General features: G+C 65.8%; 13 protein-coding genes. All 13 read left to right on the top strand.

The features are described from left to right. Nucleotides 1–117 precede the first annotated feature (117 nt). The 13 genes from QU595_RS23850 to QU595_RS23790 all read left to right on the top strand — a co-directional run bounded on the left by QU595_RS23850 (nt 118) and on the right by QU595_RS23790 (nt 13,742). Nucleotides 118–1,371 (top strand): sarcosine oxidase subunit beta family protein, encoded by a 1,254-nt coding sequence (locus tag QU595_RS23850; RefSeq protein WP_315926659.1) that lies wholly within the window; start codon nt 118–120, stop codon nt 1,369–1,371. Between the two features lie 73 nt (nt 1,372–1,444). Next, a complete protein-coding gene (locus QU595_RS23845; RefSeq protein WP_315926657.1) occupies nt 1,445–1,747 on the top strand; it encodes a sarcosine oxidase subunit delta in 303 nt (100 codons plus the stop codon). Further along, nucleotides 1,744–4,743 carry a sarcosine oxidase subunit alpha gene (locus QU595_RS23840; RefSeq protein WP_315926655.1) on the top strand — a complete coding sequence of 1,000 codons (3,000 nt, stop codon included), beginning with the start codon at nt 1,744–1,746 and terminating at the stop codon, nt 4,741–4,743. The genes QU595_RS23845 and QU595_RS23840 overlap by 4 nt, the downstream gene beginning before the upstream one ends. A 9-nt stretch (nt 4,744–4,752) precedes the next feature. Further along, nucleotides 4,753–5,313 carry a sarcosine oxidase subunit gamma gene (locus QU595_RS23835; protein WP_315926653.1) on the top strand — a complete coding sequence of 187 codons (561 nt, stop codon included), beginning with the start codon at nt 4,753–4,755 and terminating at the stop codon, nt 5,311–5,313. A gap of 378 nt (nt 5,314–5,691) precedes the next feature. Further along, nucleotides 5,692–6,426 carry a septum site-determining protein MinC gene (gene minC / locus QU595_RS23830; RefSeq protein ID WP_315926651.1) on the top strand — a complete coding sequence of 245 codons (735 nt, stop codon included), beginning with the start codon at nt 5,692–5,694 and terminating at the stop codon, nt 6,424–6,426. Nucleotides 6,427–6,458: 32 nt separating this feature from the next. Further along, complete coding sequence (gene minD, locus QU595_RS23825; RefSeq protein ID WP_315926649.1) at nt 6,459–7,274, top strand: septum site-determining protein MinD; 816 nt, start codon at nt 6,459–6,461, stop codon at nt 7,272–7,274. Further along, the gene (gene minE, locus QU595_RS23820) at nt 7,271–7,540 is read left to right on the top strand and encodes a cell division topological specificity factor MinE (RefSeq protein ID WP_315926647.1); all 270 of its coding nucleotides are present in this window, start codon (nt 7,271–7,273) and stop codon (nt 7,538–7,540) included. The genes minD and minE overlap by 4 nt, the downstream gene beginning before the upstream one ends. Nucleotides 7,541–7,673: 133 nt before the next feature. Continuing rightward, nucleotides 7,674–7,886 (top strand): hypothetical protein, encoded by a 213-nt coding sequence (locus tag QU595_RS23815; protein WP_315926645.1) that lies wholly within the window; start codon nt 7,674–7,676, stop codon nt 7,884–7,886. A 67-nt stretch (nt 7,887–7,953) separates the two neighbouring features. Continuing rightward, complete coding sequence (locus QU595_RS23810) at nt 7,954–8,931, top strand: LysR family transcriptional regulator (RefSeq protein ID WP_315926643.1); 978 nt, start codon at nt 7,954–7,956, stop codon at nt 8,929–8,931. 133 nt (nt 8,932–9,064) lie between these two features. Then, a complete protein-coding gene (locus tag QU595_RS23805) occupies nt 9,065–9,850 on the top strand; it encodes a 5-formyltetrahydrofolate cyclo-ligase (RefSeq protein WP_315926641.1) in 786 nt (261 codons plus the stop codon). 204 nt (nt 9,851–10,054) lie between these two features. Continuing rightward, entirely contained in the window at nt 10,055–10,984 is a 930-nt protein-coding gene (locus QU595_RS23800; RefSeq protein ID WP_315926639.1) for a BMP family protein, read from the top strand. Nucleotides 10,985–11,076: 92 nt separating this feature from the next. Continuing rightward, entirely contained in the window at nt 11,077–12,621 is a 1,545-nt protein-coding gene (locus QU595_RS23795; RefSeq protein WP_315926637.1) for an ABC transporter ATP-binding protein, read from the top strand. Next, entirely contained in the window at nt 12,618–13,742 is a 1,125-nt protein-coding gene (locus QU595_RS23790; RefSeq protein WP_315926635.1) for an ABC transporter permease, read from the top strand. The genes QU595_RS23795 and QU595_RS23790 overlap by 4 nt, the downstream gene beginning before the upstream one ends. Nucleotide 13,743: the final 1 nt, after the last annotated feature.

Raw genomic sequence — 13,743 nt, 5'->3', positions numbered from 1 at the left:
CGCTGGTTCCCGAAAAGATGTGTCGCAGAGATAACATTACATCGACGCATCCATTCTGTCCAAGACGAGCGCCGCGACGCACAATCCCGTCACGCTGGTTTTGTGGGAGGCAAATGCGTGACCCGCTTTTCGTTTTCGTCGCTGCTCACCAATGCCTTGACCGGCAACAAGAACTGGCAGCCGCAATGGCCCGATGCCGAGCCCAAGGCCGAATATGACGTCGTCATCGTCGGCGCCGGAGGGCATGGACTGGGCGCGGCCTACTATCTCGCCAGCCAGCACGGCATCACCAATGTCGCCATCATCGACAAGGGCTGGCTCGGCGGCGGTAACACCGGCCGCAACACCACCATCATCCGCTCCAATTACCTCTATGACGAAAGCGCCATGCTCTACGAGCATGCGATGAAGCTGTGGGAGGGCTTGAGCCAGGAGCTGAACTACAACGTCATGTTCTCGCAGCGCGGGGTGATGATGCTGGCGCATAATGTGCACGACGTGCAGAGCTTCAAGCGCCACATCCATTCGAACCGGCTGAACGGCATCGACAACGAGTGGCTGACGCCCGAGCAGGCCAAGGAATACTGTCCGCCGCTCAACATTGCGGCCAACGCCCGCTATCCCGTGATGGGCGCGGCCCTGCAGCGGCGCGGCGGCGTCGCCCGCCACGATGCGGTGGCCTGGGGCTATGCGCGCGGAGCCGCCGCCCGCGGCGTCGACATCATCCAGAACTGCCCGGTGACGGCGATCCGCCGCGATGCGTCGGGCAAGGTGATGGGCGTCGAGACGGCAAAGGGCTTCATCAAGGCCAAGAAGGTCGCGGTGTCTGCGGCCGGCAACACTTCCGTCGTGATGGACACGGCAGGCGTGCGGCTGCCGCTGGAAAGCTACCCGTTGCAGGCGCTGGTGTCGGAGCCGGTCAAGCCGGTGTTCCCCTGCGTGGTCATGTCCAACACGGTGCATGCCTATATCTCGCAGTCCGACAAGGGCGAGCTGGTGATCGGCTCGGGCACCGACCAGTATGTTTCCTACAGCCAGCGCGGCGGCCTGCCGTTGATCGAGCACACGGTGGCGGCGATCTGCGAGGTGTTCCCGATCTTCACCCGCATGCGCATGCTGCGCAAATGGGGCGGCATCGTCGATGTCACGCCCGACCGCTCGCCGATCATCGGCAAGACGCCGGTGCCGGGTCTCTACGTCAATTGCGGCTGGGGCACGGGCGGCTTCAAGGCGACGCCGGGTTCAGCCCATGTCTTTGCCCACACCATCGCCCGCGACGAGCCGCATCCGATCAACGCGCCCTTCACGCTGGAGCGCTTCACCACCGGCCGGCTGATCGACGAGGCGGCGGCCGCCGCCGTCGCGCACTGATTCTGTTTGAGCATGATCTTGTCCGAAAACCGGTTCCCACTTTTCGGGATCATGCTCTGAGGGAGACCGAAAGATGCTGCTCATCCGCTGCCCCTATTGCGAGGCCGAGCGTCCGGAACTCGAATTCACCTATGCCGGCGAGGCGCATATCGCACGCCCCGCCGACCCGTCGAAGCTGACGGACGACGAGTGGAAGGATTTTCTGTTCATCCGCTCCAACCCGCGCGGCACCCATTTCGAGCGCTGGCGGCACCAGCATGGCTGCGGCCGGTTCTTCAATGCCGTGCGCGACACCGTCAGCGACAAATTCGCGATGACCTACAAGGCCGGGCTGCCCCGCCCGAGCGAGACCGAACTCGAGGAAGCACGGTCATGACCAGCTACCGCATTCCCGGCAAAGGCCGCATCGGCCACAACAAGCCGGTGCGTTTCACCTTCAACGGCGACAGTTATGGCGGCTATCAGGGCGACACGCTGGCCTCCGCGCTGCTCGCCAACGGCGTGCATCTGGTCGGCCGCTCGTTCAAGTATCATCGTCCGCGCGGCATTCTGTCGGCCGGGTCGGAGGAGCCGAACGCGCTGGTCGGCACCAGCCGTGGCCCCGGCCGCTTCGAGCCCAACACGCGGGCGACGGTGCTCGAGGTCTTCGACGGCTTGAACACCACCAGCCAGAACCACTGGCCGTCGCTAAAGCGCGACATCGGCGCGATCAACGACACGCTCTACATGCTGTTCTCGGCCGGCTTCTACTACAAGACCTTCATGTGGCCGAAGAGCTTTTGGAACAAGGTCTACGAGCCTTTCATCCGTGGCGCCGCCGGTCTCGGCAAGTCGCCGGCGGTGCCCGATCCGGACACCTATGCCAGCCGTTTCGCGCATTGCGACGTGCTCGTCGTCGGCGCCGGACCTGCGGGCCTTGCCGCTGCCCTGGAAGCCGGTCGCAGCGGCGCCAAGGTCATTGTCTGCGACGAGCAGGCCGAACTTGGCGGCTCGCTGCTGTCGGAAACGGACGCCGGCATCGACGGTCGCTCCGGCAGGGACTGGCTGAAGGCGGCCACCGCCGAACTGGCTGCGATGGCGAACGTCACCGTTCTGACCCGTACCACGGCCATCGGCTACTATCACCAGAACCTCCTCGGCCTCTGCCAGCGGCTGACCGACCACCTCGCCAGCCCGCCGCAGGGCGCGCCGCGCGAGCGCTTGTGGAAGGTGCGTGCAAGACAGGTCGTGTTGGCGCAAGGGGCGATCGAAAAACCGCTCGTGTTCGACGGCAACGACCGCCCCGGCGTGATGCTGGCCGGTGCCGCGCGCAGCTATCTCAACCGCTACGGCGTCAAGGTCGGGAACCGCCCTGCGGTGGTGACTTCGCATGACAGCGCCTGGCTCGCCGCCTTCGATCTCGCCGAGGCCGGCGCGAAAGTCGCGGCCATCGTCGATATCCGGCCCGAGGTCGCCAGCCACCTGAAGCAGCGCGCTGCGGCTCTGGGGATCGAGGTGCTGAGCGGCTGGACCGTTACCGGCACCAGCGGCCGGCTGCGTATTGCCTCGCTGCGCGTCAACCCGGTCAGCCGTGGCGGCGTGGTCGGTCCGGCCCGCACGATTGCCTGCGACGCGCTCCTGATGAGCGGCGGCTGGACGCCGAGCGTGCACCTGTTCTCGCACACCAGGGGCAAGCTCGACTGGAACGAGGACGGCCAGATGTTCCTGCCGGGCGAGCGCACGGAGGAAAGCCGCTGCGCCGGCGCCGGCAATGGCGGCTTCGGCCTTGCGACGGCCCTTGGCGAGGGGGCCGCGGCGGGTGCTGGCGCTGCCGCTGATGCGGGCTTCAAGGCAAAGGCAGCAGTCTACAAAGTCGACGGCGAAGTGCCGCTGACAGGGGTCAGCAACCGCGAACTGCCGACCGACCGTAACGCTTCCAAGGCCAAGGCCTTCGTCGATTTCCAGAACGACGTCACCGCCAAGGACATCCGGCTCGCCGTGCGCGAAGGCTTCAAGTCCATCGAGCACATCAAGCGCTACACCACCACCGGCATGGCGACCGATCAGGGCAAGACCTCCAACATCAATGGTCTCGCCATCGCCTCCGATGCAGTGAAGCGCCCGGCGCCGGCGGTGGGGCTCACCACCTTCCGCCCGCCCTACACGCCGACGACCTTCGGCGCCTTCGCCGGATACAATCGCGGCGAATTGTTCGAGGTGACGCGCAAGACGCCGATCGATGCATGGGCCGAGGAAAACGGAGCCGTCTACGAGCCCGTGTCGCTGTGGCGGCGCGCCTGGTATTTCCCGAAGCCGGGCGAGGACATGCACGCGGCTGTCGCGCGCGAATGCAAGGCGGTGCGGGAATCGCTCGGCATGTTCGATGCCTCGACCTTGGGCAAGATCGAGATCGTCGGGCCGGATGCGGCCGAGTTCCTCAACCGCATGTACACAAACGCATGGTCCAAGCTGGCGCCCGGCCGCTGCCGCTATGGCGTGCTGCTGGGCGAGGACGGTTTCATCCGCGACGACGGCGTGATCGGCCGCATGACCAGCGACCGTTTCCACGTCACCACCACGACCGGGGGTGCTGCGCGGGTGCTGGCCATTATGGAGGACTATCTCCAGACCGAATGGCCGGACCTCAAGGTGTGGCTCACCTCAACCACCGAGCAGTGGGCGGTGATTGCCCTGCAGGGGCCGAATGCACGCAAGCTGCTGGAACCGCTGGTGGAGGGCATCGACCTCTCGGAAGAGGCGTTCCCGCATATGTCGGTTGCCGAAGGGCGCATCTGCGGCGTGCCGACGCGGCTGTTCCGCATGAGCTTCACCGGCGAGCGCGGCTATGAGGTCAACGTGCCGGCGCGCTATGGCCGCGCGGTGTGGGAAAAGCTCCATGAGGCCGGGCAGCAGTTCGGCATCACGCCCTACGGCACGGAAACCATGCACGTGCTGCGCGCGGAGAAGGGCTACATCATCGTCGGTCAGGATACCGACGGCACGCTGACGCCGGACGATGCCGCTCTCGGCTGGGCCATCGGCAAGGCCAAGCCCGACTTCGTCGGCAAGCGCTCGCTGACCCGGCCGGACATGCTGAAGGAAGACCGCAAGCAACTCGTGGGCCTGCTGACTTCAGACCCGAAGACCGTGCTGGAGGAGGGCGCCCAGATCGTGCTCGACCCCAACCAGACCTTGCCGATGAAGATGGTCGGCCACGTCACCTCGTCCTACTGGAGCGCGACGCTCGGCCGCTCGATCGCGCTTGCCGTGGTCGAGGGCGGGCGGGCCCGCGAGGGCGAGACTGTACATATCCCGATGCCCGGGCGCACGCTGGCCGCCAGCATCACTGGCACGGTGTTCTACGATCCCGACAACAAGCGTCTGAGCGCATAGGAATCTACCATGCTGCATGAACATCATCCGCTGAAGGGTCGGGAAATCGCCATGCGCGAGGCCGGTCCGCTCGCCATCCGCGCCGCTGCCGACTGCGCTCGCTTCAGCCTGCGGCTTGATCCGGCGCATCTTGCCGAAGCGTCGAAATCTTTTGGCCTCGCTCTGCCCGGGCGAATCGGCGACGTCGCTGTCTCGGGGGGCAGGCTCGCCGTCTGCCTCGGTCCGGACGAATGGTATCTCACCGCGCCTCTGGCCGAGCAGGAGGCGGTGGAGCATGCTTTTGCCGGGCTTTATGCGACGGCTGTTCACAGTCTCGTCGATGTCGGCCATCGCGAAGTCGGCATCGTGGTGGAGGGCGCCGCGGCACTGCCTGCCTTGCGCTCGGCCATCGCTTTCGACATCGAGGCGATGCCCGTCGGCACGGGCTGCCGCACCATTTTCGACAAGGCACAGATCGTGCTGCTGCGTGAGGCGCAGGACAGCTTCCGCATCGAGGTCTGGCGTTCCTTCGCCGACCATGTCTGGGGCATTCTGCAGGCCGCCGGCCGCGAAATCGCGCTGGGCGTTTAGCGATCTTGGCGCGAAACGCTTTGCGGCCGCAAACGCGTCAAAACAGATAAATGGGTCGTGCGGCGGTTCTGTCTGAACGGGGCCGCTCCCGCCTCTGTACCGCGAATCTGGCGAATCGAGGCAACAGCATCGGATCCGATCGGCCGGGCGAGATTCGCGCCGCGAATCCAGCAGGGCGCCTGGACCATTTCGGGACACATCGAAGCCGCGCGTTTCCGGCACGCACTCGTTGTATTTTCATTTAACTGATTGATATAAATACAATTTCTTGAAATTGAGCCGATTGCCGGTGCGTGCTTTCTCGTCGGCGCGCCGCAAAAAATTTACCTTTTGTTAACCATTTTCTCGATACACAGAAGCAACCGAAAATTTACCAAGATGAACGACGTGTTAACCCAGCCCCGGCCGATCCGCCTCAAGGGTCGATCCTTCCTTGCGCTTGCCTTGACCCCGGAACTCCCCTTCGAGGACTGGCTGGTGCGGCTCGACGATCTCGCCGCCCGTTCCGCCGGTTTCTTCCTGCGGCGACCGGTGGTGCTCGACATCGATGGACTGGATATCGACCGCTCGCAGCTTCGCGAACTTGTCGACCAGCTCGGACGGCGCAACGTGCGCATCATGGGCATCGAAGGCGCGCGTCCCTCGCTTCTCGGCGCCGACCTGCCGCCTGCCATGGCCGACGGGCGGCCGGCGTCGGATTTCGAAGCGCCCGAGGCGGACGAGGACGATCGGACCGAGGTCGTCCATAGCGCCGTGTCGGCCGATCCGCAGCCGGCCAAGACCATACCCTCGCTCGTCGTCACCCAGCCGGTGCGCTCGGGCCAGTCGCTGTTCTTCCCCGAAGGCGACGTGACCATCGTCGGCTCGGTGGCTTCCGGTGCGGAAATCGTCGCCGGCGGATCGATCCACGTCTACGGCACGCTGCGGGGACGGGCCATGGCCGGAACGACCGGCAACGCTTCCGCGCGCATCTTCTGCCGCAGGCTGGAGGCCGAGCTGATCGCCATCGACGGCTTCTACAAGACCGCCGAGGACATGGAGCCCGATCTGCGCGGCAGGGCGGTCCAGGTGTGGCTCGAAGGCGAAGCGATCAAGGCGGCGATGCTCGGCTGAGCCGAAGGCGTGGCTATAAACAGGAGAGGTCAATGGGCAAGGTAGTCGTAGTCACATCGGGCAAGGGCGGCGTCGGCAAGACCACTTCTTCCGCCGCGCTGGGCGCCGCCCTCGCGCAAGGCGGCGAGAAGGTGGCGGTCGTGGATTTCGACGTCGGCCTGCGCAATCTCGACCTGGTCATGGGCGCGGAAAGGCGCGTGGTCTACGACCTCGTCAACGTCATCCAGGGCGAAGCCAAGCTGACGCAGGCGCTGATCCGCGACAAGCGGGTGGAGACGCTCTATCTACTGCCCGCCTCGCAGACGCGCGACAAGGACAACCTCACGCCCGAAGGCGTAGAGAAGGTCATCACCGCGCTGAAAAAAGCCTTCGACTGGGTCATCTGCGACAGCCCGGCCGGCATCGAGCGCGGCGCCACGCTTGCCATGCGCCATGCCGACGTGGCCATCGTCGTGACCAACCCGGAAGTCTCCTCTGTGCGCGATTCCGACCGCATCATCGGCCTGCTGGACTCCAAGACCGCGAAGGCCGAGAGCGGCGAGCGCATGGAAAAGCACCTGCTGCTGACCCGCTACGATCCGGCCCGCGCCCAGCGCGGCGACATGCTGAAGGTGGACGACGTCCTCGAAATCCTGTCGATCCCGTTGCTCGGCATCATCCCCGAAAGCATGGACGTACTGCGCGCCTCCAACGTCGGCGCCCCGGTTACGCTCGCGGACGGCCGCAGCGCGCCGGCGATGGCTTATTTCGACGCGGCGCGACGGCTCAAGGGCGAGGAACTGCCGGTCGCCGTTCCGGGCGAGAAGCGCGGCTTCTTCGGCAAGATCTTCGGAAGGAAAGCGGCATGAAGTTCTTCCAGCTCTTTTCCCGCCCGCAGTCGGCTCCCGCCGCGCGCGAGCGCCTGCAGGTGCTTCTGGCGCATGAGCGCGCTTCCTCGGGCGATTCCGAACTCGTCAGCAAGCTGCGCGACGAGATCATGCGCGTGATCTCCAAGCACATGCAGGTCGACGACGAAAAGGTCAGTGTCAAGATGGAACGCGGTGCCCAGGTCTCCACTCTCGCCGTGGACATCGAAATCCCCTTCGACGCGGTCAAGAAGAAGAAGGCGGCCTGAGGGCCGCCTTGAATCCGACAGGTAACGCCAGCAACGATCAGCATTCCGAACAGATCCAGATCCGGCCCGCCTTGCGCCGCGCAGGCCAAGGCTCCGCCCAAACAGACAACAACCCCGTCAAAGGAGGGATATCATGACCCGACTCGCACTTCTGGAAAGGCTCAAGGAGGTCCAGCAGATGCCCAGGTTCCAGGGCCGCGATATCACCACCATCAGCGCCGCGCTGTCGAACCAGGCGCTGGCCAGGCACATAGAGCTGTGCGAGGAAGCCGCCGGCGCCAAGCCGCGCACGGTTGCGCCCACCGATGGCGGAGCCGGGCACGCGCAACAGGCCGGCAGGGCCTGAGCTTCCACGCCGCGCCGAAGCGCGGCGAGGCCCGAACTTCACATTGCCTTGGACCGGGGCCGGTGACATGTTGCCGGCTTTCGTACAGGGAACCGGCGTGCTGAAGTCCGAAGACAAGCAGATCGATACGCGGCAATTGCGCATTTTGCTGACGCTGATCGAGGAGCGCAGCGTCACCCGCGCCGCCGAGATCCTCAACCAGTCGCAGCCCTATGTCAGCCTCGTGCTCAAGCGCCTGCGCGAGCTGGTGGACGATCCGCTTCTGGTGCGCAGCGGCTCCAAGCTGGTGCCGACCGACCGGGCCCGCAGCATGGTCGAGCCGATCCGCACCGCGCTTGCCGGCATCGAGCAGGTCGTCAGCCGGGCCAAGGCCTTTGATCCGGCGGAGGCGACCGGCACTTTCCACATCGCCTCGGCCGACTGCATGGAGGCGTTCTTCCTGCCCCGGCTGATCGCGCAGGTGCGTTCGGCAGCGCCCGGCGTGCGCCTGATGATCCGCTCGATCGAACAGGGCTACGACTACGCGGCCGCGCTGGAGAAGGGTGAACTGGATGCCGTGATTGGCAACTGGCCGAGCCCGCCGCAGAACCTGAAGACCGTTCACCTGATGGCCGACGACATCGTCTGCCTGATGGGCGGTCAGCATCCGCTGGCGTCCGAGACCGCGATCGCGATGGAGACATATCTCGAGGCGGAACATCTGGCGCCGGTGCCGATGTCCTCGGCCGATCCGGGGCCGATCGACGGGCGGCTCGCCGAACTCGGGCTGAAACGCGACATCCGCGTCATGGTGCCGGAGTTCAACCTCGTTCCCTATGTGCTGCTGTCCTCGGACCTGATTTTCACCAGCAGCCGGCATTTCGCCCAGCATTATTCCGCCTTCCTGCCCATCCGCACCGTCGATGCGCCCGGCGAGTTCGGCAAGATGCGGTTCTATCTGCTTTGGCACGAATGCGCCCACGCGGCGCCGGAAAACAGCTGGCTGCGCAGCCAGATCATCGGCGTGTCGCGCATGCTGGGCAGCCGGCCGGCAGCCGCAGTATAAGCGAATCGATATAGACTTCTTTCGGGACATGCCACTTTCGATATGCGGACGTGGCTGTCACTCTTTCCCCGTCGCTGCAGAGACACATCAAGCCGCCGACGCGGCATTGAACGCGATGGAACAGGAGATTCACATGCAGGCGAGCGAAGCGGAGAAGCTCGGCCGATGGGCCGGCCGAAACAGCGACAAGGACGTATTGCGCGAGGAGGTTTGGGGCGCGCTGGAAAGCGGCAACCACAATGTCGGCCCGGTCTGGAGCCGCATTCCCAATTTCGTGGGCGCCGACGAGGCGGCCAAGCGGCTTTCGGAACTGTCGTTCTGGAAGAAGGCCAAGGTGGTGAAATGCAATCCCGATCCGCCCCAGATCCCGGCGCGCCTGCGCGCGCTTTACGATGGCAAGTTGCTCTACACGCCGGTGCCGGAGCTGGTGGAAGGCTTCCCCTTCGTGCTGCTCGATCCGGAGAAGTTGGCCAAAAACAATGTGCAGTTCGAACTGGCCGCCACATCGCAGGGCGCGGTCGAGCACGGCGAGCCGGTGGCGTTCGAGGACATGATGCCGCTGGACGTGGTCATCGTCGGCTGCGTCGGCGTCACTCGCAACGGCGGCCGCACCGGCAAGGGCGGCGGGTTCGCCGACCTGGAGCTGGGTATCTTCCGCGAACTGGGCAAGGTCACGCCGGATACGCCGATCGTCACCACCGTGCATTCCACGCAGGTGGTCCACGACGACCGCATCATCATGCTCAAGCATGACTCGGCGCTGAACTGGATCGTCACCGAGAAGGAGGTCATCGAGACCCGCTCGCCCTATCCGCAGCCGACCGGCGTGGCCTGGGACGTGGTGCAGCAGGACCAGCTCGACGACATCCCCTTCCTGAAGAGGCTCAAGGAAGACCTGCTGGCACGGCGCGCCGGATAGCAGCCGAATGAAGCAATTTCGGGCCGGACCACGCAGGTTTCGGCCCGGAACTGCACCGGAACGGCGGCTTGGGAGCCTGCAATCCGCAACAACAACCAAGAAAAGAGGGGTACGAACATGCTGACACGCAGGAATTTTCTGAAGCATACCGCTTTGGCGGCATCCGCCGCGTCCTTGGGTACGGCGGGCTTCGCAAGAAGGACGATGGCCGCCGAACCGGTTCGCGTCGCACTGATCATGACTGGGCCCATCACCGACGGGGGATGGGCCCAGCCTGCCTATGAGGGGCTGAGGGCGCTGGGCGAGGGCGGAGGCTTCGAGGTCGCCTATGCCGAGAACGTCACCCAGGCCAAGATCCCGCAGGTGGTGCAGGGCTACGCCGACGACGGCTACAACCTCATCATCGGCCACGGCTTCGAATTCGGCAGCGCCTTCATCGAGATCGCGCCCGACTATCCCGACCAGAAGTTCTTCGCCTCGACCTTCAAGCCGGACGGCGACGTGCCGGCCAACGTGCGCTACATCGACCTTGCCTATTTCCCGGCCGCCTATGGCGCCGGGGCGCTGGCGGCGCTGGCCTCGGAGGGCGGCAAGTCGGTGGGCTTCGTCGGCGGCGGCGACAACCCCACCCAGCAGCGCATGATGAAGTGTTTCATCGCCGGCGCCGAAAAGACCGTCGCCGGGGTGAAGGGCCTCGGCGTCGTCACCGGCGACTACGAGAACGCCGCGCGCGGCAAGGAGGCGGCCGAGACGATGGTCGCCAACGGCGCCGACGTCATCTGGCATGGCGCCAACGTCACCGGCCTCGGCGCCATACAGGGCGCGGTCGCGGGCGGCGCGGCCGTCATCGGCTGCTATTCGGACCAGACCGAACTGGCGCCCGACAAGATGGCCACCAGCTTCGTCATGAACCTGGCCTGGATGGTCAAGGAAGTGGCCGGAACGGTTGCGGCCGGCACGTTCGAGGGCGGCACCGAGTGGAAGCCCAAGGTGACGGAGATGTGGGTGCCCAGGGCCGGAGCCATGGGCGATCACAATCCCAAGCTCGTATCCGACGAAAACTGGAAGAAGTTCCAGGCCATCTGGGAGGATCTCGGCGAAGGTCGCATCGACGTCGCCACGCTGGTCCCATAGCGCTGGAGGTCCGGCTGGCGGCATGCTAGCCGGGCTTTCGCCGGCTGTCCGCAGCCACTGGGGGAATAAGGCACCGTTGCAGGGAGGATGAAATGGCGCCATTCCTGACCGCTCGGCGGATCGTCAAGCGGTTCCCGTCCGTGGTGGCGAACGACCATGTCGATTTCGACGTGGGGCGTGGCGAAATCCATGCGCTGCTGGGCGAGAACGGTGCCGGCAAGAGCACGCTGATGCAGATCATCTATGGCCAGTACGCCATGGATTCGGGCGAGATCGAGGTCGAAGGGCGCCCCGTCGCCATTCGCAACACGCGCGACGCCATCGATCTCGGCATCGGCATGATCCATCAGGAATTCATGCTGGTGCGGCGCTTCTCGGTGGTCGAGAACGTCGTCATGGGCCTCGACGGCACCAAGGGAGGCGCCAAGGGACCGCTGGTCGATCTGAAGGCGGCCGCAGCCCGGCTTGCCGAATTGTCGCGACAGCACGGCCTGCAGGTCGATCCTTTCGAGCTGGTCGAGCACCTGCCGGTCGGCGTGCAGCAGCGCGTCGAGATCCTCAAGCTGCTCTATCGCGATGCGCGCCTGCTCATCCTTGACGAGCCGACGGCGGTGCTGACGCCGCAGGAGACGGAAGCGCTGTTTTGCGTGCTGCGCGAACTGGCGGCGCAGGGCCGCTCCATCGTCATCGTCACCCACAAGCTGAAGGAGATCATGGCCATCAGCGACCGCGTGACGATCATGCGGGACGGGCGCGTCGTTGCCTCGGTGAAGACCGCCGAAAGCTCGCAGGACGAACTGGCGCGGCTGATGGTCGGCCGCGAAGTGTCGCTGCGCGCCAGCAAGTCGGCTCGCCCGGCAGGCAGTGACGTGCTGCGCATCGAGGGGCTGCACGTCGCCGACGGGCGCGGGCACGGCGCGGTCAACGGCGTCGATCTCACCGTGCGGGAAGGCGAGATCCTGGGCCTTGCCGGCGTGGACGGCAACGGCCAGTCGGAGCTTGCCGAGGCGATCATGAACCTGCGGCCCGTGGCCCGGGGACGCGTGCTGCTAGGCGATGCCGACCTGACCAGAGCCTCGCCGGCGGAGCATCATCGCCAAGGCCTCGCCTATGTTCCGGCCGACCGCCGCCACGTCGGGGCGCTGACCGACCTGTCGATCGCGCGCAACGCCATACTCGGCCGCCAGCGGGCCTTCGCCGGCCGGGCGGGGCTGATGGAGGAGGACCGCATCTCGGGCTTCGCCTCGGAACTGATCGAGCGCTTCGACATCCGCCCGCGCAATCCCGCCTACACGGCTGGCAAGCTCTCCGGCGGCAACCTCCAGAAGGTCATCCTCGGCCGCGAGGTGATGCGCGATCCCGCCGCGATCGTGATCGAGCAGCCGACGCGCGGGCTGGACGTGGGCGCCATCGAATCCGTATGGCGCGAGATCATCGCCCAGCGCGACGCCGGCAAGGCGATCCTGCTGATTTCGGCGGAACTGGAGGAAATCCTCAATCTCGCCGACCGCATTGCCGTCATCTACGAGGGCCGCATCATGGGCGTGATCGACGCCGCGGAAGCGTCGCTGGCCTCGATCGGCATGATGATGGCCGGCGCGGCGCCGCGCAGATCCCGGCTGGAGGTCGTGTCATGAGCAGATTCATCGAGCGCCGGTTGGTTCCCGCGGACTCGCTTTGCGCCGTGCTGGTGACGACCGGCCTTTCCGTCCTGCTGGCGCTGGTGATCGGCGGCCTGCTGTTCCTGCCGTTCGGGACCAATCCGCTGCATGCCTATGGCGCGCTGTTCGAGGCGGGCTTCGCCACATGGCGCGGTTTCGGCTTCACGCTGGTGAAGGCCGCGCCGCTGATCCTGATCGGGCTCGGCACGATCTGCGCGTGGCGCACGGGATTTGCCTATCTCGGCTTCGAGGGCTGCCTGCTGATGGGTGCAGCCACCGCGACGTGGGTTGCGTTGCAGACGGTCGAGGGCGGCCTGTTCGGGCCTCTGCCTTTCGCCGTCTTCCTGCCGCTGGCCGTCCTGGTGGCGTTGCTGACCGGCGCGGTGTGGGCCGGCATCGTCGGCTTCTTCAAGAGCCGGTTCGGCGGCAACGAAGTCATCACCTCGCTGATGATGAATTATATCGCGATCTTCCTTGTGCAGTATCTTGTGTCGGGCCCGCTGCGGGCCAAGGGCGAGCTGCCGGCCAGCCCACGCCTGCCGCAGGAAACCTGGCTGCCCATGATCCTCGACGGCACGCGCGCCCACGCCGGCATACTGATCGCCGTGTTCGCGGCGGTGGCGGTGTGGCTGCTGCTCCTGCGCAGCCGCGTCGGCTATGAGCTCGTCGTCACCGGCCTCAACTCCAAGGCGGCGCGCTATGGCGGCATCAATGTCGGCAGCCGGCAACTCATCGCGGCCTTCCTGGCCGGCGGGCTCGCCTCCCTGGCCGGCATGGTGGAGGTGCTCGGCGTGCATCACCGGCTGGTCGACGGGCTCTCGGAGGGCACCGGCTTCATCGGCATCGTCACGGCGCTGCTCGGCAAGCTCCACCCGGCCGGAGCGGTCATCGCCGCGCTGCTCTATGCAGGCATGTCGGTGGGCGCAGACGCCATGCAGCGGCAGGCCGGGCTGCCCGCCTCGGTGATCTTCATCGTGCAAAGCCTGATCGTGCTGTTCATTTTGGCAAGCGATATGCTGCGCCATTTTGCGCTGGTGCTGCCATGGCCCCGGTGCAAGACGCGACGGGTCGCGGCGGCGGAAACCGGAGCGGAATGAG

This window comes from Mesorhizobium sp. SP-1A (assembly GCF_032460275.1).
In the GTDB taxonomy this organism is placed as follows: Bacteria; Pseudomonadota; Alphaproteobacteria; order Rhizobiales; family Rhizobiaceae; genus Mesorhizobium.
This window is presented reverse-complemented; position numbering and strand designations above follow the sequence as displayed.

What these genes read in the sequence shown, in the direction of transcription:
- QU595_RS23845 (WP_315926657.1), top strand. Translation starts at nt 1,445, where the DNA reads ATGCTGCTCATCCGCTGCCCCTATTGCGAGGCCGAGCGTCCGGAACTC.
- QU595_RS23840 (WP_315926655.1), top strand. Translation starts at nt 1,744, where the DNA reads ATGACCAGCTACCGCATTCCCGGCAAAGGCCGCATCGGCCACAACAAG.
- QU595_RS23835 (WP_315926653.1), top strand. Translation starts at nt 4,753, where the DNA reads ATGCTGCATGAACATCATCCGCTGAAGGGTCGGGAAATCGCCATGCGC.
- minC (WP_315926651.1), top strand. Translation starts at nt 5,692, where the DNA reads ATGAACGACGTGTTAACCCAGCCCCGGCCGATCCGCCTCAAGGGTCGA.
- minD (WP_315926649.1), top strand. Translation starts at nt 6,459, where the DNA reads ATGGGCAAGGTAGTCGTAGTCACATCGGGCAAGGGCGGCGTCGGCAAG.
- minE (WP_315926647.1), top strand. Translation starts at nt 7,271, where the DNA reads ATGAAGTTCTTCCAGCTCTTTTCCCGCCCGCAGTCGGCTCCCGCCGCG.
- QU595_RS23815 (WP_315926645.1), top strand. Translation starts at nt 7,674, where the DNA reads ATGACCCGACTCGCACTTCTGGAAAGGCTCAAGGAGGTCCAGCAGATG.
- QU595_RS23810 (WP_315926643.1), top strand. Translation starts at nt 7,954, where the DNA reads ATGTTGCCGGCTTTCGTACAGGGAACCGGCGTGCTGAAGTCCGAAGAC.
- QU595_RS23805 (WP_315926641.1), top strand. Translation starts at nt 9,065, where the DNA reads ATGCAGGCGAGCGAAGCGGAGAAGCTCGGCCGATGGGCCGGCCGAAAC.
- QU595_RS23800 (WP_315926639.1), top strand. Translation starts at nt 10,055, where the DNA reads ATGGCCGCCGAACCGGTTCGCGTCGCACTGATCATGACTGGGCCCATC.
- QU595_RS23795 (WP_315926637.1), top strand. Translation starts at nt 11,077, where the DNA reads ATGGCGCCATTCCTGACCGCTCGGCGGATCGTCAAGCGGTTCCCGTCC.
- QU595_RS23790 (WP_315926635.1), top strand. Translation starts at nt 12,618, where the DNA reads ATGAGCAGATTCATCGAGCGCCGGTTGGTTCCCGCGGACTCGCTTTGC.